19 protein-coding genes are annotated in these 19,855 nt (G+C 69.0%); 7 read left to right on the forward strand and 12 right to left on the reverse strand.

The annotated features are described in order from the left end of the window. Window positions 1-93 precede the first annotated feature (93 nt). Window positions 94-1,260: a mandelate racemase/muconate lactonizing enzyme family protein gene (locus D9R14_RS17225; RefSeq protein ID WP_147453056.1), complete on the forward strand. Its 1,167-nt coding sequence runs from the start codon at window positions 94-96 to the stop codon at window positions 1,258-1,260. A 32-nt stretch (window positions 1,261-1,292) separates the two neighbouring features. Here the strand turns inward: D9R14_RS17225 and D9R14_RS17230 are convergent, their stop codons facing one another. Then, window positions 1,293-2,204 (reverse strand): LysR family transcriptional regulator, encoded by a 912-nt coding sequence (locus tag D9R14_RS17230; protein ID WP_170168655.1) that lies wholly within the window; start codon window positions 2,202-2,204, stop codon window positions 1,293-1,295. Window positions 2,205-2,330: 126 nt separating this feature from the next. On the opposite strand from D9R14_RS17230, the gene D9R14_RS17235 reads away from it, so the two are divergent. Next, window positions 2,331-3,248, forward strand: coding sequence for an SMP-30/gluconolactonase/LRE family protein (locus D9R14_RS17235; protein WP_121624589.1), 918 nt, complete (start codon window positions 2,331-2,333; stop codon window positions 3,246-3,248). Window positions 3,249-3,323: 75 nt separating this feature from the next. Continuing rightward, window positions 3,324-4,694 carry an NAD-dependent succinate-semialdehyde dehydrogenase gene (locus tag D9R14_RS17240; protein ID WP_121624590.1) on the forward strand — a complete coding sequence of 457 codons (1,371 nt, stop codon included), beginning with the start codon at window positions 3,324-3,326 and terminating at the stop codon, window positions 4,692-4,694. Between the two features lie 63 nt (window positions 4,695-4,757). On the opposite strand, the gene D9R14_RS17245 is transcribed toward D9R14_RS17240, so the two are convergent. Continuing rightward, window positions 4,758-5,594: an alpha/beta fold hydrolase gene (locus tag D9R14_RS17245; protein ID WP_121624591.1), complete on the reverse strand. Its 837-nt coding sequence runs from the start codon at window positions 5,592-5,594 to the stop codon at window positions 4,758-4,760. Between the two features lie 168 nt (window positions 5,595-5,762). Between D9R14_RS17245 and D9R14_RS17250 the strand changes: the two genes are divergently transcribed. The 3 genes from D9R14_RS17250 (at window position 5,763) to D9R14_RS17260 (ending at window position 8,300) form a co-directional block, all read left to right on the forward strand. Then, window positions 5,763-6,764 carry a GlxA family transcriptional regulator gene (locus D9R14_RS17250; RefSeq protein WP_121624592.1) on the forward strand — a complete coding sequence of 334 codons (1,002 nt, stop codon included), beginning with the start codon at window positions 5,763-5,765 and terminating at the stop codon, window positions 6,762-6,764. A gap of 104 nt (window positions 6,765-6,868) precedes the next feature. Further along, window positions 6,869-7,378 carry a hypothetical protein gene (locus D9R14_RS17255; protein ID WP_121624593.1) on the forward strand — a complete coding sequence of 170 codons (510 nt, stop codon included), beginning with the start codon at window positions 6,869-6,871 and terminating at the stop codon, window positions 7,376-7,378. Window positions 7,379-7,700: 322 nt separating this feature from the next. After that, window positions 7,701-8,300 (forward strand): biliverdin-producing heme oxygenase, encoded by a 600-nt coding sequence (locus tag D9R14_RS17260; protein ID WP_121624594.1) that lies wholly within the window; start codon window positions 7,701-7,703, stop codon window positions 8,298-8,300. A gap of 103 nt (window positions 8,301-8,403) precedes the next feature. On the opposite strand, the gene D9R14_RS17265 is transcribed toward D9R14_RS17260, so the two are convergent. The 8 genes from D9R14_RS17265 to D9R14_RS17300 all read right to left on the reverse strand — a co-directional run bounded on the left by D9R14_RS17265 (window position 8,404) and on the right by D9R14_RS17300 (window position 16,823). Continuing rightward, on the reverse strand, window positions 8,404-8,787 hold the full coding sequence (locus tag D9R14_RS17265; protein ID WP_121624595.1) for a hypothetical protein: 384 nt from the start codon (window positions 8,785-8,787) through the stop codon (window positions 8,404-8,406). A 76-nt stretch (window positions 8,788-8,863) separates the two neighbouring features. Then, window positions 8,864-10,528, reverse strand: a complete 1,665-nt coding sequence (locus D9R14_RS17270; RefSeq protein WP_121624596.1) for a Na/Pi cotransporter family protein — start codon at window positions 10,526-10,528, stop codon at window positions 8,864-8,866. Window positions 10,529-10,704: 176 nt separating this feature from the next. After that, window positions 10,705-11,520 carry a histidinol-phosphatase gene (hisN, locus tag D9R14_RS17275; protein WP_121624597.1) on the reverse strand — a complete coding sequence of 272 codons (816 nt, stop codon included), beginning with the start codon at window positions 11,518-11,520 and terminating at the stop codon, window positions 10,705-10,707. Then, window positions 11,510-12,328 carry a DeoR/GlpR family DNA-binding transcription regulator gene (locus D9R14_RS17280; RefSeq protein WP_170168656.1) on the reverse strand — a complete coding sequence of 273 codons (819 nt, stop codon included), beginning with the start codon at window positions 12,326-12,328 and terminating at the stop codon, window positions 11,510-11,512. Before D9R14_RS17280 ends, hisN begins: the two co-directional genes overlap by 11 nt. A gap of 13 nt (window positions 12,329-12,341) precedes the next feature. Further along, window positions 12,342-13,418, reverse strand: a complete 1,077-nt coding sequence (locus D9R14_RS17285; protein ID WP_121624599.1) for an ABC transporter ATP-binding protein — start codon at window positions 13,416-13,418, stop codon at window positions 12,342-12,344. Between the two features lie 25 nt (window positions 13,419-13,443). Next, complete coding sequence (locus D9R14_RS17290; RefSeq protein ID WP_121624600.1) at window positions 13,444-14,331, reverse strand: carbohydrate ABC transporter permease; 888 nt, start codon at window positions 14,329-14,331, stop codon at window positions 13,444-13,446. Window positions 14,332-14,339: 8 nt separating this feature from the next. After that, window positions 14,340-15,242 (reverse strand): carbohydrate ABC transporter permease, encoded by a 903-nt coding sequence (locus D9R14_RS17295; protein ID WP_170168657.1) that lies wholly within the window; start codon window positions 15,240-15,242, stop codon window positions 14,340-14,342. Window positions 15,243-15,515: 273 nt separating this feature from the next. After that, a complete protein-coding gene (locus D9R14_RS17300) occupies window positions 15,516-16,823 on the reverse strand; it encodes an ABC transporter substrate-binding protein (RefSeq protein WP_170168658.1) in 1,308 nt (435 codons plus the stop codon). A gap of 335 nt (window positions 16,824-17,158) precedes the next feature. On the opposite strand from D9R14_RS17300, the gene D9R14_RS17305 reads away from it, so the two are divergent. Then, window positions 17,159-17,923, forward strand: a complete 765-nt coding sequence (locus D9R14_RS17305; protein WP_121624603.1) for a phosphodiesterase — start codon at window positions 17,159-17,161, stop codon at window positions 17,921-17,923. A 9-nt stretch (window positions 17,924-17,932) separates the two neighbouring features. On the opposite strand, the gene D9R14_RS17310 is transcribed toward D9R14_RS17305, so the two are convergent. Together D9R14_RS17310 and D9R14_RS17315 are read right to left on the reverse strand one after the other, a co-directional pair. Continuing rightward, window positions 17,933-18,955, reverse strand: a complete 1,023-nt coding sequence (locus tag D9R14_RS17310; RefSeq protein ID WP_170168659.1) for an LLM class flavin-dependent oxidoreductase — start codon at window positions 18,953-18,955, stop codon at window positions 17,933-17,935. A 95-nt stretch (window positions 18,956-19,050) separates the two neighbouring features. After that, window positions 19,051-19,836 carry an IclR family transcriptional regulator gene (locus D9R14_RS17315; protein ID WP_121624605.1) on the reverse strand — a complete coding sequence of 262 codons (786 nt, stop codon included), beginning with the start codon at window positions 19,834-19,836 and terminating at the stop codon, window positions 19,051-19,053. Window positions 19,837-19,855 lie beyond the last annotated feature (19 nt).

Consider the following 19,855-nt stretch of genomic DNA (forward strand, 5'->3'; position numbering starts at 1 on the left):
CCATGCCATCTGCGTCTGACAGGCCATAGAACATTGATATTTCGGGCTCTCGCCGAAACGACGTAGAAACGGGCATCAATAAAGGACGCGCCCTTGACCCTGGCCTCTGAACACTCCGCACGGACGATCATCACGCAGACCGAGAGCCCCGTCCGCCTGGTCCGCATGGACCTGTTCCCGGTCGCCATGCCGCTCGCCCGGCCGATGAAGATGTCGGGCGTGACCATCCGCCATGCGGAGAACCTGTTCGTGCGCCTCGAAGCCGCCGACGGCAGCATCGGCTGGGGCGAGGCAGCGTCCGCGCCGACCATGACGGGCGAAACCCTGTGGGGCATGACGGCGGCGGCGCAGCTGATCTGGGACGCCATCAAGGGCTGCGACGCGCGCCTTCATCTGGACGCGGTGCAGAGGATGCAGGCCTGCATCTACGGCAACACCAGCGCCAAGTCGGCGGTGGAAATGGCGCTCGTCGACCTGCTCGGAAAAGCGTGCGGCATCAGCGCCGGCGCGATCATCGGCGGCCGCGTGCGCGACACCCTCGAACCCATGTGGATGCTGGGCAACGCCACGCCAAAGGCGGACATCGCCGAGGCACGCGCCAAGCATGAGGAAGGCTACCGCTTCTTCAAGCTGAAGGTCGGCACCAAGACCATCGACAACGACATCGACACCGCCCTCGGCGTGCGCGGTGCCATCGGACCCGACGCGAAGCTCTGCGCGGACGCCAATGGCGGGCTCTCGCTCGCCGATGCCCGCCGGCTGATCGCCGAGGCGCAGCCGGCCGCCCTCCTCTATCTGGAGCAGCCGCTGCCCGCGCCGGCGCTCGGCGACCTCGCGGAGCTGAACCGGCTCGGCATCCTGCCCATCGGCATCGACGAGGGCATCCATTCGCGCGGCGACATCGAGACCCACGCGGCCCGCGGCGCCGCGGCCGGCGTGTCGCTCAAGCTCATCAAGCTCGGCGGCATGCTCGCGACGCTGGACTGCGCGGCCCGCGCCATCGAGCTGGGGCTCGCCATCAATGTCGCGGCGAAGGTGGCGGAATCGAGCCTCGCCTCGGCGGCGGCCTCGCACGTGGCGGCAGCCTTGAGCGATTTCGACTGGGGCCTGAGCCTCACCCAGATCTATCTGGAGCACGATCCGGTGCTCGATCCGCTCCGCTTCGCCGACGGAACCGTCGCGGTGCCGACCGGCCCCGGCCTCGGCGTGAACGTCGACGAGGACGCGCTGCGCGCCTACCAGGTGCCCGTGCCGCGCTAGGCGGGCCGCGGAACGGGCTGCCGCACGAGAGGCTAGCCCTTCTCCTCGGTGCGGAAGACGCCCTTGCGATCGAGGTCGGTCATGATCTTGGTCACGCCCTCCTTGACGATCTGGGCGGAGCGCGAGAGCCGGCGCGTACGCGAATGCGCCAGCGCGAGCCGCCGGAACAGGCCCTTCGGTCCGATCGAATGGAGCGTGACGTCGCCGCTCTTCTCGTCGTCGGAGAGGATGGAGCGCGGCAGGATGGTGGTGCCGGTGCCCTGGCGCACCATCAGACGGATCGTCTCAATCGAGTTCAGCTCCAGCATCACCGTCACCAGCGGGCCCTTGTGGCCCAGAAGGTTGTCGATGATGGTGCGGATGCCCAGCGACATGATGAGCGGCGTCGTCGCCAGTTCGTCGAACGAGATCGGGCCTTTCTTGCGCAGCCCGCGCGCGGTGACGAACATCATCTCCTCCGAGACCAGATGCTCGATGACGAGCCGCCGCGTGGGCGCCGGCTCGGTCAGCACGGCGAGGTCGAGGCGCCCCTCGTCCAGCCAGTCCATCAAGGGCTGGGTGAAGCCTTCGCTGATGGTGAGATCGATGCGCGGATAGTCGCTGCGCAGGGTTGAGACGAGGGTCGGCGCCACCTGGGTGCAGATGGTGGGCACGAGGCCGAGCGCCATGGCCCCGCCCGGGCTTCCGGCGGAGCCGCGCACCGCGTCCTTCGCCCGCTGCACTTCGCGCAGGATGGTGCGGGCATGCTCGAACAGCTCGCGCCCCTGGTCGGTCAAATGGATGCCGCGGCTCTCGCGGATGAGAAGCTGCGCCCCCAGCTCGTCCTCCAGCTGCCGCACCTGCCGGCTGAGCGCCGGCTGTGCCACGTTGAGATGCTGCGCCGCGCGCGTGATGCTGCCCAGCTCGGCGATCTTGGCGAAATAGTTCAGAGCCCTGAAATCCAAGGAGGTGCCCCTCATGGCGCGGCATGGCAAGCCATGCCGAAATTGTATTTAGCAGCGCGGCCATATCAGGAATAGTTCTTTCTCCGCAGGCGGTCCACCGACGGACCCTTCGAGCGGAGTTTTTCGATGTTCTTTCTCAATCCGGTGGAACGGCTGGTCGCCGAGGTTCACTATCAGCTGCCCGAGAAGTGGCGGAAGAAGAGCCGGACGGCCTGGTCCGACCCCAATCGCGCCAATGCCGAAGTGGACAGCTTTCTCGAAGGCCCCTCGTTCGACCGCGACGGCAACCTGTACTTCGTCGACATCCCCTTCGGCCGCATCTTCAAGCTGGCGCCGGACGGAAACTGCGACCTCGTGTGCCAGTATGACGGCTGGCCGAACGGCCTGAAGATCCACAAGGACGGCCGCATCTTCATCTGCGACTACAAGGCGGGCCTGATCCTGCTCGACGAGAAGCGCGGCGTAGTCGAGCCGCTGCTCGCCTCGCGCAACAGCGAAGCGTGGAAGGGCCTGAACGACCTCGTGTTCGCCGCCGACGGCACGCTCTACTTCACCGATCAGGGCCAGACCGGCATGCACGACCCGACGGGGCGCCTGTTCCGGCTCGATCCGAACGGCAAGCTGGACTTGCTGCTGGGCACGATCCCGAGCCCCAACGGCCTCGCGCTCAACATGAAGGAGAACCGCCTGTTCCTCTCAGTCACGCGGCAGAACGCGGTGTGGCGCTGCCCGATCATGACCGACGGAACCATGTCGAAGGTCGGCACCTACATCCAGCTCTCCGGCGGCCATGGCGGGCCGGACGGCATGGCGCTCGACGAGGAGGACGCGGTGATCGTCTGCCAGCTCGGCGTCGGCGTGTGGCGCTTCGATTCGGACGGCATGCCGACCCACCTCATCACCGGGCGCGTGGGCCATCACCTCACGAACGTCTGCTACGGCGGCAAGGACAACAAGACGCTGTTCATCACCGAGGCGGACACCGGCACCATCCTCAAGGTGGACATGCCGGTCGCCGGCAAGACCATGTACTCGCACGCCTGAGCGCGGGTCCGGTCGTCTAAAAGGTGGCGGGAGCCTCCCGCCACCTCGTCCTTCTCTTGCGATGAAGCCAGCCCCATGATCGTTTCCGTCAATCCGTACACCGCTGAGGAAATCGCGCGCTTCGAGATGCACACCGATGCGCAGGTCGATGCCGCGCTCGACCAGGCGGTGCAGGCCCAGAAGGCCTGGCGCACGACCTCCTTCGCCGAACGGGCGAAGCTCGTGCGCGCGATCGGCACGGTGCTGCGCGCCCGCAAGTCCGCGTTCGGCCGCCTCATCACCGCGGAGATGGGCAAGCCCATCGCCGAGGCCGAGGCGGAAGTGGAGAAGTGCGCGCTGAACTGCGACTTCTACGCCGAGCACGCCTCGGAATTCCTGGCCGACGACGTGATCGGCTCCAGCGCCACCGACAGCCGCGTGGTGTTCGATCCGCTCGGCGTGGTGCTGGCAGTCATGCCGTGGAACTACCCCTTCTGGCAGTATTTCCGCTTCGCCGCCCCGGCCTTCATGGCCGGCAACGGCGCGGTGCTGAAGCATGCGAACAACGTGCCCCAGTGCGCCCAGGCGATCGCCGACATTGTCGCGGAGGCCGGCGCCCCGGCCGGCCTGCACCAGACGCTGTTCATCCCCTCGTCCAAGGTGGAGCGGATCATTGCCGACGACCGCATCGCCGCTGTCACGCTCACCGGGTCGACGGAAGTGGGCGCCATCGTCGCCGCACAGGCCGGCAAGGCGCTGAAGAAGCAGGTGCTGGAGCTGGGCGGCTCCGACCCGTTCATCGTGCTGGCGGACGCAGACGTCGCCGCCGCCGCCGAAGTCGCCGTCAAGGCGCGCTTCATCAATGTCGGCCAGAGCTGCGTCAACGCCAAGCGCTTCATCATCGAGGAGGCGGTCGCCGACGCGTTCGTCGATGCCTTCTGCGCCAACGTCGCGAAGCTGAAGATCGGCGATCCCATGGAGCCGGGCACCAATATCGGGCCCATGGCCCGCGCCGATCTGCGCGCGACGCTGCACGACCAGGTGGAGCGCTCGGTCGCGGCGGGCGCGACGCTGCGGGCGGGCGGCGCCTTCGTCGAAGGGCCGGGCTTCACCTATGCGCCGACCATCCTCGACCATGTCACGCCGCAGATGGCGGCGTTCAACGAGGAGACCTTCGGCCCCGCCGCGGCGATCATCCGCGTCGGCTCGCCGGAAGAGGCGATCGCGTGCGCCAACGACACCGAGTTCGGCCTCGGCGCCGCGCTCTGGACCCGCGACACGCAGAAGGCGGCGGTCCTCGCGCGGCAGATCGATGCCGGCGCGGTCTTCATCAACGGCATGGTGGCGTCCGACCCGCGGCTGCCGTTCGGCGGCATCAAGCGGTCCGGCTACGGCCGCGAGCTGGGCTCCTACGGCATCCGCGAGTTCACCAACACCAAGACGGTGTGGACCGGCCCGGCGCGATAGGCATCGCGATCCCGGCCGATCGAGGCACCGGGCGCACCTTTGGCGGTGCGCCCGGCCCGTCGGTCAGCTGCGCACGAAGGCGAGCAAATCCGCATTGAGGACGTCGGCGTTGACGGTCAGCATTCCGTGGCCAAAGCCGGGATAGGTCTTCAGCGTGCCGTTCTTCAGCAGCGGTGCCGAGAGGCGGGCGCTGTCGTCGATCGGGACGATCTGGTCGTCCTCGCCGTGCAGCACCAGGGTCGGCACGGTGATCGCCTTCAGGTCCTCGGTCTGGTCGGTTTCCGAGAACGCCTTGATGCCGTCATAGTGGGCCTTGGCGGAACCCATCATGCCCTGCCGCCACCAATTGTAGACCACCCCCTGGTCGGGCTTGGCGCCCGGACGGTTGAAGCCGTAGAACGGCCCGGCCGGCACGTCGACGAAGAACTGCGCCCGGTTGGCGGCGAGCGCCTGGCGGAAGCCGTCGAACACCTCCATCGGCAGGCCGCCGGGATTGCCGGGCGTCTTCACCATCAGGGGCGGCACGGCGCTGACCAGCACCGCCTTGGCCACCCGCCCATCCGGCTCGCCATGCCGCGCCACATAGCGGGCGACCTCGCCGCCGCCGGTCGAATGGCCGATATGGACCGCGTTCCGCAGGTCCAGATGGCGCGCCACCGCCGAGGCGTCGGCCGCATAGTGGTCCATGTCGTGGCCGTCCCAGACCTGGCTGGAGCGCCCATGGCCGCGCCGGTCATGGGCGACCACGCGATAGCCCTTGGACAGGAAGAACAGCATCTGCCCATCCCAGTCGTCGGACGAGAGCGGCCAGCCGTGATGGAAGACGATAGGCTGGGCGTCCTTCGGACCCCAATCCTTGAAGAAGATCTCGGCGCCGTCGGAAGTGGTGATCGTGCCCATGGTGGTTGTCCCTTGGTGTCCCGGCCCGTGTCCGGTCCGGTGCGATGCGATGGGTGGACACTAGGCGTCGACGCCGGGCGTGCGGATTGGCGTGACCGACAGATTTCGGGCCATAATCGACACATGAAAAAGCGAGCTTCCGTGCCTGACAGCGTGCCCCCTCCCCTGATGGCGCCCTTGGCGGAAATCGGGCTGCTGCTCTATCCCGGCGCGCAGCTCGGGGCCGTCCATGGGCTGAGCGACCTGTTCTCGGTCGCCAACCTCCTGATGACGCGGCGTCTCGCCGACGCGGCGCCGCGCATCCGCGTCAGCCACTGGCGCGGCCGGGAGGACGGCGGGGGCGCCGCGCGCGTCTTCGACACCGACCCCGGCGCCCCGGGCGAACCGGACTTCATCATCATGCCCCCGGCCGTCATCGCGCCGATCACCGCCGAGGAGGCGGCACCGCTGGCGGACTGGCTGCGCGAGCGCCACGCGCGCGGCGCGACGCTCGCCTCGGTCTGCGCCGGCGCGTTCCTGCTCGGCGAGACCGGTCTTCTGGAGGGGCGCGCGGCCACCACACACTGGTTCTACGCCAACGATTTCGCCGAGCGGTTTCCCGCGGTCCGCATGGACGCCGACAAGCTGGTCATCGACGACGGCGACCTCATCACCGCGGGCGGCCTCATGGCCTGGACCGATCTCGGGCTCAGGCTGGTGGACCGCCTGCTGGGGCCGACCGCAATGCTGGAGACGGCGCGCTTCCTTCTGGTCGATCCCCCCGGCCGCGAGCAGCGGCACTACAGCGCGTTCTCGCCGCGGCTGCGCCACGGCGACGCGGCGATCCTGAAGGTGCAGCACTGGCTGCAGGCGAGCGGCGGCCGAGACGCGACGCTTGACGCCATGGCGCGCAAAGCCGGGCTTGAGCCCCGGACCTTCCTGCGCCGCTTTCAGAAGGCGACCGGCCTGAAGCCTACCGCATACTGCCAGCATCTTCGGGTCGGCAAAGCACGCGAGATGCTGGAAACCACGACGCGGTCCGTGGACCAGATCGCGTGGGACGTGGGCTACGCGGACCCTGGGGCCTTCCGCAGGGTGTTCCTCAAAGTGACGGGGCTCGGCCCCCGGGCGTACCGCCAGCGGTTCGGGCTGTTGGCGGTCCGGGAGGCGGCGCCGCCCGAAGAGGCGTGACATCGCTCGCGCAGGCCGGCGCGGCGGATCGGACGGCGTTTTGGGAAACCAAGTTCCTCGGGCGTCGTTCTTGCGTCAGGGACACCCCCACAGGAGTTGCCGCGATGACGCGCCTTTATTCCGGCCCCACGGCCTATCCCGACGACCTGATCCAGAATGGCGAGGACCGGAGCCGCCCGCCCATCCGACAGGCCGCTGCGGAACCGCGGGTCGTCGACCATGCCCGCCAGCACCAGGGCGGCGGGCCGACCGGCGAAGTCGGCGGCGAGCGCCCGGCGGAGAATTTCGGCAGCGCTCTGTCCGCCGTCGACGGCCGCGATGTCATTCCGGGCGAACAGCCGCAGGATCGCGGCGAGCACCACTGGGATGCCCCGCTTCCGGTGCGCGTTCATGGGGCGGACGGACGGACCCTGAAGACCCTCAGGGATGCCGGCGACTTCCTCTCCGGCCGGCACATGACCCTGGAGCATTCCGCCGCGCTGCAAGAGACCGCGCGCGCCACCGTGTACGCGGCCGCCTCGGGCGCGCCGGGAGACGTGGCCGAGGCCGGTGTGAAGCTCCACGCTTACATGCAGCTCATGTCCCTCGACCGGACCGCTGCGGTGCGGCGCTAGTCGGGCGCTCCGGGCGCCGGGGAGTTCAGGAGCACCGGCGCCACGGCCTCAGCGTCGTCACTCCGGTGCGGCCCTAATTTCGGCCCGAGGATATGTCGCTCGCGGGCGGCGCGCTCCGGCTCGAACATAAAATCATTCAAATCTGATCGCCGGCGCCGAAGCGCTGGCGGACAGGAAAGCAGCGCAACAGCGCGGCTTTGTCTTCCTCCGGCGATAAAATTTCCTTTTAGCTATTCCAATCTATGCGCCTTGAATGGGCAGCATCCGCTCCCTAATCATTCACGACTGCTTGAACGCTTGCTTGAACAATTGAGGACCGTGCATGACCATCACCCTCGATCATCCCGCGGAAAGCCGCGCCAAGGCTCTGAAGTCCGCCACCCACGAAACCCACGAGCGCCTGGACAAGGCGATCATGGCGGGCGAGCCGTTCGCGAGCCGGGCGCGCTATGCGCTGTTCCTCAAGGTGCAGCACGCATTCCACCGGGAGATCGACGCGCTCTATTTCGATCCCGCGCTCGACGCGGTGCTGCCCGATCTGGCCGGCCGGCGCCGGTTCGATCTGATCGGCCAGGACCTCGCCGATCTCGACGCCGCCCCCGTTGCCTTCGACAGCGCGCCCGCCTTCGTCAGAAGCGAGGCGGCCGACATCCCCACCGCCTTGGGCTGGCTCTATGTGGCGGAGGGCTCCAACCTCGGCGCCGCCTTCCTTTTGAAGGCCGCCGCGGGGCTCGGCCTGTCGGAGACGTTCGGCGCCCGGCACCTCGCCGCCGCCCCAGAAGGCCGGGGCCTGCACTGGCGCACATTCACGGCTGCGCTCGATGCGCTCGACCTCTCGGCATCGGAAGAGGCACGGGTGATTGCGGGCGCCCAGGCCGCATTCGCCCGCGTCCACGGCCTCGTCGGCGAAACCTTCCGCTGAGAGCGTTCCGGCCGTTCAGGCCGGCGCCGGCTGGAGGGTGCCGGCGGTGAGATGGGACAGGCGCCGAACCGGTCATCCGCTCCGGCGCTCCCCGCGCAGGCGATTACTCGCGTTCGCCGGCGCGGCGGCCGGTGGGATCGATCCGCTCGGCCTCAAGGCTGTGGTCGGGCTGCCCCACCTTTGATGCAGCCGCCTCCCTGCCCCTGGCGCGGGATTTGAGCTGCTCCACGTTCATGTCCTTGTCCTCATTGGTATCCGGTCGCCCCAGGGCGTTCCGCGATCGGCGTCCGGCCGGACCGGGCTCATCGTCATCCTGGTGGTTGCCCACGAGGTGCCCCGGAGCCTTGGCGTCCCCCTCGCCGTCCTCGTGGCGGCGCCCGCTCTCCTGGTAATTGCCGATCGTGTGGCCCGCCCCGTGCCGCAGCTTGGCCTGGCCCGCTTCGCTTTCGGTGGCGGGCCGATTGCCGGTCTTGCTGGACTGTCCCACGGCGCATCTCCTCGCAGGGTGTGATCCTGCATCAACTCCGGCGGGCGCCGTCCTGTTTCATCGTGCCGGCGCGGCCTCAGCAGGACTGCGGCGCCTCGGCGAGGCGCGAATCGAGGAGTTCGCCGGTGCGGGCCAGCACCGGATAGGCCGCCGCCGCCACCACGTGGGAGTTCACGAGCTTGAGGTCGCGCACGATGTCGATGCCGAGGCCGCTCGCATCCGCCAGCGGCGCGAGGCCCTGGCGCAGCCGGTCGAAATGGAGCCGCGCCGCTGCGCTCTCGCTGTCGCGGAAGGCCGCCTTCTCCAGCGCCAGCAGACGTGCGGCGCGCGGGTCCGCGGTCATGAACAGCGAGGTGGCGAGGCGGATGTTGGCCTTCAGCCGCTCGAACAGCGCCGCCAGCTCCTTTTCCTCGGCCTTCGAGAAGGCGATGCCGCGCTTCAGCCGCTTGCGGGCGTCCGCCATCAGGCGGCCGCTCACCACGTCCGCCGCCTGCTCCAGATTGGCGGAGAAGGCGAGGATCTCCTCCACCCGGCGGCGGTCCGCCGGCGAGAGTTCGTCGGGATCGAGCTGGGCGAGATAGGCGCGGATCTCGCGGTTCAGCCGGTCGAGGATGTCGTCGTCGTCCCGCGCCTCGGCGATGCGCCGGCGCTCGCCGCCGAGCAGCGCGCGCGCCGCCTTGTCCAGCATGTCGTCGAGCGCGTCGGCAAGACGCAGCGCCTCGCGGGCGGCGGCGCCCAGCGCCACCACCGGCGTGTCGGCGGCGGGAGCGAGATAGCGCGGGCGGCTGGGATCGTCCGCGTCCTCCCGGTCGGGATAGAGCCATTCGAGCAGCCGCGCGAACGGCGCCAACAGCGGCAGGAAGACCAGCGCGGTGACGATGTTGAACACCGTATGGAAGTCCACCGCCACCCGCGCCGCGTCCGGCTGCCACGTCACCATCAGCGCGCCGATAGGCTCGATCAGCGCCAGCGCCACCGCGACGCCGGCGAACCGGTTCAGCAGGTTGCCCACCGGCAGGCGCAGCGCCGTCCGGTCGTCCTTGCCCATGGCCTGGACGACGGGCGCGATCGCGCTGCCGAGATTGGCGCCGAGCACCAAGGCGATGGCGGCATTGGGCGGCACCACGCCCTGCGCCGCCAGCGAGGCGGTGATGAGCACCACCGCCACAGAGGAATGCACCGCCCAGGTCAGCACCGCGGCCAGCATCACGTCCAGCAGCGGCACCGTGGCGATCACGCCCATCAGCATGCGCAGGCTCGGCGCATCCTCCAGCGGGCGCAGGAGATCGACCAGGTGGTGCAGCGCCAGCACGATGAGCCCGAGGCCGATGGCGGCGCGGCCGAGGTCGCGCATCAGCGTGCCGCCGCCGCGGCGGAACATGACGAGGCCGGCGAGGATGGCCACCGGCGCGAAGGCGGTGACGTCGAACGACAGCACCTGGACGATCAGCGTGGTGCCGATGTTCGCGCCCAGCATCACCGCCAGCGCCGGCACCAGCGCCACGAGGCCGGAGGCGGCGAAGCCCGAGACCACGAGCGCCGTGGCGGTGCTGCTCTGGAGCAGGGTCGTCACAATGATCCCGGCCCCGAAGCCGCGCACCGGGCTGCGCAGCGCCCGGCGGAGCACCACCTTCAGCCGGGGGCCGAGGGCGCGCATGACGCCGCTCTGCACCATGTGCACGCCCCACAGCAGCAGCGCCGCGAAGCCCGCGAGATCGATGAGGGTGACCGAGAAGCTCATGGCGGACCTCCGCACGTCAGGCGGCGGGCGCCCCGCGGCGTCCGTCTGGTGTCAGGCCCGGCTCGGGCATCGCAAGGCGGCGTCCGCAGGATTGCATCCGATCTGCTTGCACCGCACGATCATCGGCCTGATCCCCTGGTCGCTCAAGGCCGAAAATCCGGAAACGGCGCGGACCGTCACCGCGCCGCGGGCTGAAGCTCCGCCAGCGCCGCCGCATGGAGCGCGGCAGTGGCCGCCGCCACCACCTGCCCGCCCGAGGCGATGGTGAGCGGGGCGCCGCGCCAGTCGGTGATGACGCCGCCCGCGCCCTCCACCACCGGCACAAGCGCCATGTAGTCGTAGGGCTTCAGCCCCGCCTCCACCACCAGGTCCACATGGCCGCAGGCGACGAGGCCGTAGGCGTAGCAGTCGCCGCCGAAGCGGCGCAGCGCCACCTTCTGCGCCAAGGCGCCGAAAGCGGCGCCCTCGGCGGGCGCGAACATGTCCGGCGAGGTGGCATAGAGCCGGGCCTCGCCGAGCCGCGCCGCCGCGCTGGTGCTGCACGGCGCGCCGTTGAACCTGGTGCCTGCGCCGGCGATGCCGATCCAGCGGTCGCCGAGCGCCGGCACCTCGATCACGCCCACCTCGGCCCGCCCCTGCGCCACCGCGGCGATGAGGGTGCCGAACAGCGGCAGGCCGGTCATGAAACTCTTTGTGCCGTCGATCGGGTCCACCACCCACACCACCGGGCGGTCGATGCCCACCGCCGCCTCTTCCTCGCCCAGGATGCCGTGGTCGGGAAAGCGCGCGGCGATGGCCTCGCGCAGCGCGCGCTCCACCGCCGTGTCGGCGACCGTGACCGGGCTCAGGTCCGCCTTCCACTCGACTCCCACCGGGGTGCGGAAATAAGAGCGCACGATGGGCCGCGCGAGGTCGGCGAGCTGCTCGGCGAAGGCGGCGAGGTCGCCGGCATCGGGCACGGCGGGGCGAAGTGCGGCGGCGCTATTCGGCATAAGCGGGTTTCCGGCCGTTGCCGTTGCCGCCGTTTCCCGCGGGCAGCGGCGGCGCCAGCACGACCTGGGCGTGCTCCAGTTCGTCGCGCACGGCGGCGGGCGGCGGCGCATCGGTGACGAGGATGTCCACCGCCTGCCAGTCGCACACCTGGATCAGGCCGGGCTTCGAATATTTGGAGCTGTCGAGCAGCAGCATGACTTTCTCCGCGAGCGGCATCATCGCCCGCTTGAACTCGGTCTCGAACAGGTCGAAGTCCATGCAGCCGCGCTGCGGCGAGGCGGCCGCCACGGACATCACGAACAGGCTCGGCGTGAACTGCGAGGCGAAGTCGATGGCCGAGGGGCCGATGATGGTGCGGTCGTCCGCGCGCAGTTCGCCGCCCGGCAGGATCACCCGGTGGTGCCGGCCGGCGGAGGACAGGATCTGCGCCACCTCCACCGAGAAGGTGATGGCCGTGAGCCGCCCGGGGCGCGGTGCCAGCACCTGGGCGAGGAAGCAGGAGGTGGAGGAATTGTCGAGCAGGATGGTCGCGTCCGCGTCCACCAGCTCGGCGGCGGCATGGGCGATGCGGCGCTTGGCGGGCGCCTGCTCGCGCAGGCGGCGGTCGAACGGGGCCTCCCATTCGGCCACGTTGAGGCGCACGCCGCCGTGGAACTTGTCCACCATGCCGTCTTCCGCCAGCGCCTTGAGGTCGCGCCGGATGGTCTCGTCCGACACCTCGAAGTGCTCGGCGAGGTCGGTGATGGTGGCGGAGCGCCTGTCGCGGAGCAGCTCGACGATCTGCTGCTGGCGCACGGTCTGTGCCATGGGGATATCCGGACTAGAGACGGGACAGGACGCGGCCCGAGGCCGCATCGAACACGCGGACCCGCTCCATGTCGAAGCTGATGCCCACCTCGGCGCCGAGCGGCGGCACCTTGGTGACCGGCGTGCGGGCGACCAGCCGGTCGGCGCCCACGACGATCTCCGCCAGCGCCTCCGAGCCGATCAGCTCGGTGCGGTCCACCCGGCCGCAGGCGAGCGCCGTGCCGTCCGCCGGGCCGACGATCACCTCCTCCGGCCTGACGCCGAGCAGGATCTCGCCCGCATCGGCGCGCTCGGGGACATGGGTGGTGAAGGCCGGATGGCTCACCACGCTGCCCGATCCGTTGGGCTTCATCGCGCAGCGCAGGAGGCTCATTTCCGGCGAGCCGATGAAGGTGGCGACGAAGGTGTTCTGCGGCCGCATGTAGAGGTCCATGGGCGCGCCCACCTGCTGGAGCCGGCCGTCCGAGAGGATGGCGACGCGGGTGCCGAGCGTCATCGCCTCGATCTGGTCGTGGGTCACGTAGATGACGGTGAGGCCGAGCTCCTTGTGCAGGCGCTTCAGCTCGCCGCGCATGTGGGTGCGCAGCTTGGCGTCGAGGTTGGAGAGCGGCTCGTCGAACAGGAACACCTTGGGCTGGCGCACCAGCGCCCGGCCGATGGCGACGCGCTGGCGCTCGCCGCCGGAGAGCACGTTGGGCTTGCGCTCCAACAGGTGGGTGATGTGCAGGATCTCCGCCGCCTCGCGGATGCGCCGGTCGATCTCCGGCTTGGACAGGCTGGAGGTCTTCAACAGGCCGAACGCCATGTTCCTGTAGGCGGTCATGTGCGGGTAGAGCGCGTAGGACTGGAACACCATGGCGATGTCGCGCTTCTGCGGCTCGGCATGGGTCACGTCGCGCCCGTCGATCAAAAGGCGGCCCGCGGTGATGTCCTCCAGGCCCGCGATCATGCGCAGCGTGGTGGACTTTCCGCAGCCCGAGGGGCCGACCAGGACCATGAATTCCTTGTCCGCCACCGCGAGGTCGACGGCGTGCACGGTGGGCTTGCCCTGGTAGGACTTGCTGACGCCCTGGAGAACCACTTCGGCCATGACGATACCCCTGTGCCGATTATCCCTACTTCAGGCCCGCGTGCATGAAGCTGTCCACGAAGCGGCGCTGGAAGATGACGAAGAACAGCAGCAGCGGCGACACCACCACCACGGTCGCCGCCATCAGGCGCGTCCAGTCGGCTCCGCTGTCGGACTTCGCCAGGAGGCCGAGGCCGATGGGCAGCGTGCGCACGCTCTCCGAATTGGTGACCAGCAGCGGCCACATATAGTCGTTCCAGTGCGTCACCACCGCGATGATGGAGAACGCGATCAGCGTCGGCTTCACCAGCGGCAGATAGACGTGCCACAGGATGCCGAGATGGCCGCAGCCGTCGAGCCGGGCCGCGTCGGCCAGCTCGGTGGGCACCTGCCGGAACGCCTGGCGCAGCATGAAGGTGCCGTAGCCCGAGGCGACGAACGGCACGATCAGCGCCGGCAGGGAATTCAGGATGCCGAGCTCCCGCACCGTGACGAAATTGGTGAGGAAGGTGGCGTAGATCGGGAACATGATCTGCAGCAGGAACAGCGTGAAGAGGATGTTCTTGCCGGGGAAGTTCAGCCGCGCGAAGGCATAGGCCGCGAGTGTGATGGTGATCAGCTCGCACACCAGGATGCCGCCGGTGGCGAGCACCGAGTTGATGAGATAGGTGCCGAACGGCGCCACCGCCATGGCGGCCGGATAATTGCCCCATTGCAGCACCGCCGGCAGGATGCCGGCATTGGGATCGAACACCTCGGTGCGTGACTTCAGCGAGGTGATGATGATCCAGGCCAGCGGGCTGATCCAGAACAGCATCAGCGGCAGCAGCACGAAATGCAGCCAGTTGCGCCGGAGCGCAGTGCGCAGCGCGAGCAGCGTGCCGCGCGAGGTGGCGGGGGCGGACAATTCGATCGGGTCCTGGAGGGTCGCCATGGCCGGCCTCAGCGTCCGAGATAGTGCACGCGCCGTCCGAACACGAGCGCGACGAGGGTGATGAGGCCGCCCACGAACAGCAGCAGCACGTTGGCGAGGGTCGAGGCGTAGCCGATGTCCTGGTACTGGAAGCCGTTCTGGTAGATGTAGAAGGTCAGCACGTTGGTGGCGTCAGCCGGCCCGCCCTGCGTCATCACGTAGACGTAGTCGAAGATCTGGTAGGAGTGCAGCAGGCCGATGATGATGACGAAGTAGAGCGTCGGCGAGATCAGCGGCACGGTGATGTGGATCAGCCGGTCGATGGCCGACACGCCGTCGAGCTTCGCCGCCTCGTGCAAGTCGGCGGGGATCATCTGCAGGGCCGCCAGCAGGATCAGCATGAAGTAGCCGGCATACTTCCAGATGCTCATGAAGATGATGGCCGGCAGCGCCCAGCGCGCGTCGTAGAGCCACTCCACCTTGGGCAGGCCGAGCGCGGCGATGGCGGAATTGATCGGCCCGTAGCCCGGCGCATAGAGGAACACCCACACCATGCCGGCGGCCACCGAAGGGATCATCACCGGGTAGAAGAAGGCCGAGCGGTAGAAGGTCATGCCGCGCAGCTTGCTGTCGAGCGCCACCGCCAGCAGCAGCGCCACCGTGATGGCGCAGGGAATGGTGACGAGGGTGTAGAACACGGTATTGCCGAGCGACTTCCAGAACAGCTTGTCGGTCCACAGCCGCTCGTAGTTCTCAAACCCGAGGAAATAGATCTTGTTCGACCCCAGCACCACGTCGTGGAAGCTGAAATAGATCGAGCGCAGGATCGGCCAGTAGGTGAAGGTGGCGAGGAAAACGAGCGACGGCAGCAGCAGCAGATAGGCGAGCCCCGCCTCCGACACGCGGGCACGCAATGCGGGACCTGTCACCATGGCGATCCTCTTGCTGTCTTGCCTGTTCAATCGCATCCCGGACCAGCGGCACCGAAGGTGGAGCGCCGATCCGGGACTTGAGGGGAAAAGTCGGCCAAGCCGGCCATACCCCGCAACGCCCTTCCTATGAAGCCGCCTTCGGCGACCTCTTGCGCTGGACCCCGGATCTCCTTCCGCTCATCGCTTCAGTCGGCCGGGGCGCGGCGTCCATGGCCGGGACAGGGGGAGCATCCCGGCCATGGCGCCGGTTGAGAGGGCGTAGCCCCTCGACGGTCAGGAGCGCCGGCGCAGCAGGCGCTGGATCTCGCGGTTGGAATTGTCGGCCGCCTCCTTCAGCGCCGCGTCCGGCTTGATCTCGCCGGCGAGCGTGCGGTCGAGGGCGCTCTTCAGGTATTCGCGGACCTTGTGATAGCCCGGCACCTGGAGGAAGGCGCCGGCATAGGCGGACTGCTCCAGCGCCACCTTGGCCTGCGGCACCTCCTTGAGATAGGCCAGCATCTCCGGCGTCTCCCACGAGGACTTGCGCACCGCCAGATAGCCGGTGTCGCGGCCCCACTGCGACTGCACGTCGGTGGAGGTCATCCACTTGGCGAAGGTCCAGGAAGCCTCGATGGCGGCGTCCGACTGCTTCTTGGCGATCATGATGGGACCGCCGCCCTGGCAGGCGCCGAAGGTCTTGTTCTTCGGCATGAAGGCGACGTCCACCTTGAACGGCGAGGAGGTGCGCAGGTTCGTGAGCGAGCCGGTGGAGTGGTAGAGCATGGCGGTGCGGCCCGCCATGAAGTCGTTGGCCGAGCCCTGCCAGGTGGAGGCCGGCGGCATCACGCCCGCTTTCACCAGCTTGACCCAGAATTCCAGCGCATCGACCGCCTCGGGCTTGTCGAACAGCACCTTGTCCTTGGTCCACGGCACCAGTGCGTTCTGGCGGCAGAAGCACTCGAAGATCCAGTCGTGCCAGCCGCCGCCGATGGTGAGGCCCCAGCGCTTCAGCTCGCCGTTCTCGCGCACGGTGAGCGCCTTGGAGACTTCGAGCAGCTCGTCCCAGGTGACCGGAGGCTTGGCGATGCCGGCGGCCTTGAAGGCATCGGCATTGAAATAGAGCACCGGCGTCGAGGGCTGGAACGGCAGGCCGTAGAGCTTGCCGTCGGAGACCGCGGTCTCCAGGAAGCCGGGGATGAAGTCCTGGTAGATGTCCGTCTTCTTCGCCTTGTCGGTGACGTCGGCGAGCGCGTCGAGGCCGAGGAAGGTCTGGAGCGCCGAGTTGATGGGCAGCCAGGTGGCGGGCGGATCGCCCACGCCGAGCGCGGTGATCACCTTCTGCTCGGTGTTGTCGTAGCTGCCCGCATAGATCGCCTCGACCTCGATCTTCTCGTGCGCGGCGTTGAACTTGGAGATCATGGTGGAGACCAGCTTGTTGATGTCTCCGGAGACGCCCACCGGATACATGAACTGGACCTTCACCTTGTCCGGCGCCGCATAAGCGGGACGGGAGCGCAGCCCCGCGGAGGCGGCGACGGCGGCAGCGCCACCGAGGAGAACACCGCGCCGGGAAATGTGGGAAATTGTGGATTTTACCGACATCTCATTCCTCTCACAGAGCGAGTGGGCATGGACAGGCGTGCGCCGTCCGCCACCGGAAAGCAGCATTAAAACGCTTGTGCTGTAACTCCCCAGGGGACGACGCCGCAGGATGGCGAGCCTGCTTGGGCGGTGTGTTCTTAAAACCGTTTCGGTGACAGTGATGTGACCTTAACTCTGGGTAATTTGGAAATCGAGGCTATAAATTGAGCAAGATGCACAAATAACCACATAAATCCTCAGGCACCTCGACCAAACGCGCATCAAGTCCTAGAAGGAGCGTGGTTGCCCTGTGGAAGCGTCCGGCGGATCGGCGCCGGCGCGTTGAGGTGATTTCGATGCTGATCGCGCAGCTCACGGACTTTCACGTCACCCTGCCCGGCCAAACCGCCGGCGGCGTCGACACGCGCGCGGCCTTCGCCGCGCTCGTCGAACGGGTGCGCGCGCTGGCGCCGCGGCCAGAGCTGCTGCTGGTCTCCGGCGATCTCGCAGAGGCCGGCGTGGACGCGGAATACGCTTTCGTCCTGGAGGGTCTCGAAAGCCTCGGCATCCCGTTCCTCGCCGTGCCGGGCAACCACGATGCGCCCGCCCCGCTGCGCCGCGTGCTCGCGCGCCACACCGGTACCGAGCCGGAGCACGGGGGCCTCGTCCACGAACAGGGCGGCCTGCGCGTCATCGGCCTCGACACGCTGGTCGAGGGGGCGAGCCACGGCGCCCTGCCCCCGGCGCAGATCGCTTGGCTCAAGGGTGTGCTGGGTGCCGGCGATGGCCTGCCGACGCTGATCTTCATGCATCACCCGCCGTTCGCCACCGGCCTGCCGGCCATGGACGAGATCGGTATCCGGGAAGGCCGCGACGCGCTGTCGGACCTGCTGGCGGGCCGGCGCGACATTCTCGGGCTCGTGTGCGGCCACGTGCACCGGGCCATCTCCGGCAGCTTCGCCGGGCACCGGGCCTTCATCGCGCCGTCCGCCAGCCACCAGTTCGCGCTGGATTTTGCCGGGCCCGGCTTCCGCGTGGTGCGGGAACCCACACAGATCGCGCTCCACCGCGTGGCGGACGGGCGGCTCGTCTCCTACCTCGTCCCCGGGCCGCCGCTTTAGGCACCGCCCTCAGCGCCAGCCGAGCGCGGGCGCCACCTGCGTCAGGATCGCCTCGATCACGTGGGCGTTGTAGTCGACGCCCAGCTGGTTGGGCACGGTCAGGAGCAGCGTGTCCGCCTCCTGTATCGCCTCGTCCTGCGCCAATTCGGCGATCAGCTCGTCCGGCTCGGCGGCATAGGAGCGGCCGAAGATGGCCCGCGTGCTCTCGTCGATGTAGCCGACCTGGTCCTTTTCCTTGCCGCCGCGGCCGAAAAAGGCGCGGTCGCGATCGTCCACCACGGCGATGATGGAGCGGCTCACCGACACCCGCGGTTCGCGCGCATGCCCGGCCTCCTTCCAGGCCTCCCGGTAGGCGCGGATCTGCGCCGCCTGCTGGACGTGGAAGGCGGCACCGCCCTCGTCGTTCTTCAGGGTGGAACTCTGCAGGTTCATGCCGAGCTGCGCCGCCCACACCGCGGTGGCGTTGGAGCTCGCGCCCCACCAGATGCGCTCGCGCAGGCCCTCCGCATGGGGCTCCAGCCGCAGCAGGCCCGGCGGGTTGGGGAACATGGGGGTCGGATTGGGCTGGGCGAAGCCCTCGCCCCTGAGCACGTCGAGGAACACCTCCGCATGGCGCCGCGCCATGTCGGCGTCGGACTGCCCATCCGCGGGGCGGTAGCCGAAATAGCGCCAGCCGTCGATCACCTGCTCGGGCGAGCCGCGGCTGATGCCGAGCTGGAGCCGCCCGCCGGCGATGAGGTCGGCCGCGCCGGCATCCTCCGCCATGTAGAGCGGGTTCTCGTAGCGCATGTCGATGACGGCGGTGCCGATCTCGATGCGGCGCGTCCGCGCCCCCACCGCCGCGAGCAGCGGAAACGGCGAGCCGAGCTGGCGCGCGAAGTGGTGCACCCGGAAATAGGCGCCGTCCGCCCCCAGTTCCTCGGCCGCGACCGCGAGCTCGATGGATTGGAGCAGCGCGTCGGCTGCCGAACGCGTCTGCGAATGGGGCGAGGGATTCCAGTGCCCGAACGAGAGAAAGCCGATCTTCTTCACGATCACATGCCCGATGGGAGAAGCCGGCAGGCTACCCCCGCGCGCCCGCGGCCGCACCCGCAAATCGCGCCCGCCGGACCTGCGCCGGATGCAGATCAGCCGCCCCGAGCGGCCCCCCTGGGACGGGAGGCGACGGCGCGCTCCGCCTCGCGCCGCATGAGCGCGACCACCTCGGCGCGCCGGTCCTCCTCCAGGCGGCTGGAAATGGCGGCGATGCCGAGCGCCAGGGGCGGCAGGCCCGGCCGCTCCGGCACCACCACGCCGATGCCGCTCACGCCCGGCGTGATGTCGTTGAAGTTCAGCGCATAGCCCAGCTCCCGCGCCCGCTCCACCAGCCGGGTGAGGATCTCCGCATTGATGCGCCCGTAGCGCGGAAGGCGCGGCGCGTTGAAGGCGATCACCTCCCGCGCCTCCTCCTGCGGCAGCGAGGCGAGCAGCGCGATGCCGCCGGCGGTGGTGCCCATGGGGCGCCGGGCCCCCACCTCCACCGTCAGCGCCTTGATGGGATAGGTGCCCTCGCGCCGGTCGAGGCACACGGTGTCGAACCGGCTGCGCACGGTGAGGAAGGTGGTGTCGCCGCTCTCCTCGGCGACGGCGTTGAGCGCGGGCGCGAACATGGCCCTGAGGTCCAGCTCCGGAGCGGCGGCGAGCCCCAGCTCGTAGGCGAACGGGCCGAGGAAGAAGCGCCGGTCCGCATCCTGGCGCGCGAGGCCCTCGTGACACAGCGCCAGCAGCAGGCGGTGCGCGGTCGGGCGCTCCAGCTCCGCCTCGAAGGCGATGTCCGCCACCTTCAGGCCGACCCGGTTGTTGGCCCCGAGCACGCGCAGGATGCGCGCCACGCGCTGCACCGCCTGGGTGCCGGGAGGGGGAGCATCCGCCATGCAATCTCCATATTATGGA

The sequence above is a fragment of the Xanthobacter tagetidis genome (assembly GCF_003667445.1).
Lineage (GTDB): Bacteria > Pseudomonadota > Alphaproteobacteria > Rhizobiales > Xanthobacteraceae > Xanthobacter > Xanthobacter tagetidis.

Excerpts from the sequence above, each read along its gene's own strand:
- D9R14_RS17235 (WP_121624589.1), top strand. The coding sequence starts at position 2,331 with ATGTTCTTTCTCAATCCGGTGGAACGGCTGGTCGCCGAGGTTCACTAT.
- D9R14_RS17240 (WP_121624590.1), top strand. The coding sequence starts at position 3,324 with ATGATCGTTTCCGTCAATCCGTACACCGCTGAGGAAATCGCGCGCTTC.
- D9R14_RS17245 (WP_121624591.1), bottom strand. The coding sequence starts at position 5,594 with ATGGGCACGATCACCACTTCCGACGGCGCCGAGATCTTCTTCAAGGAT.
- D9R14_RS17250 (WP_121624592.1), top strand. The coding sequence starts at position 5,763 with ATGGCGCCCTTGGCGGAAATCGGGCTGCTGCTCTATCCCGGCGCGCAG.
- D9R14_RS17255 (WP_121624593.1), top strand. The coding sequence starts at position 6,869 with ATGACGCGCCTTTATTCCGGCCCCACGGCCTATCCCGACGACCTGATC.
- D9R14_RS17260 (WP_121624594.1), top strand. The coding sequence starts at position 7,701 with ATGACCATCACCCTCGATCATCCCGCGGAAAGCCGCGCCAAGGCTCTG.
- D9R14_RS17270 (WP_121624596.1), bottom strand. The coding sequence starts at position 10,528 with ATGAGCTTCTCGGTCACCCTCATCGATCTCGCGGGCTTCGCGGCGCTG.
- hisN (WP_121624597.1), bottom strand. The coding sequence starts at position 11,520 with ATGCCGAATAGCGCCGCCGCACTTCGCCCCGCCGTGCCCGATGCCGGC.
- D9R14_RS17280 (WP_170168656.1), bottom strand. The coding sequence starts at position 12,328 with ATGGCACAGACCGTGCGCCAGCAGCAGATCGTCGAGCTGCTCCGCGAC.
- D9R14_RS17285 (WP_121624599.1), bottom strand. The coding sequence starts at position 13,418 with ATGGCCGAAGTGGTTCTCCAGGGCGTCAGCAAGTCCTACCAGGGCAAG.
- D9R14_RS17290 (WP_121624600.1), bottom strand. The coding sequence starts at position 14,331 with ATGGCGACCCTCCAGGACCCGATCGAATTGTCCGCCCCCGCCACCTCG.
- D9R14_RS17295 (WP_170168657.1), bottom strand. The coding sequence starts at position 15,242 with ATGGTGACAGGTCCCGCATTGCGTGCCCGCGTGTCGGAGGCGGGGCTC.
- D9R14_RS17300 (WP_170168658.1), bottom strand. The coding sequence starts at position 16,823 with ATGTCGGTAAAATCCACAATTTCCCACATTTCCCGGCGCGGTGTTCTC.
- D9R14_RS17305 (WP_121624603.1), top strand. The coding sequence starts at position 17,159 with ATGCTGATCGCGCAGCTCACGGACTTTCACGTCACCCTGCCCGGCCAA.
- D9R14_RS17315 (WP_121624605.1), bottom strand. The coding sequence starts at position 19,836 with ATGGCGGATGCTCCCCCTCCCGGCACCCAGGCGGTGCAGCGCGTGGCG.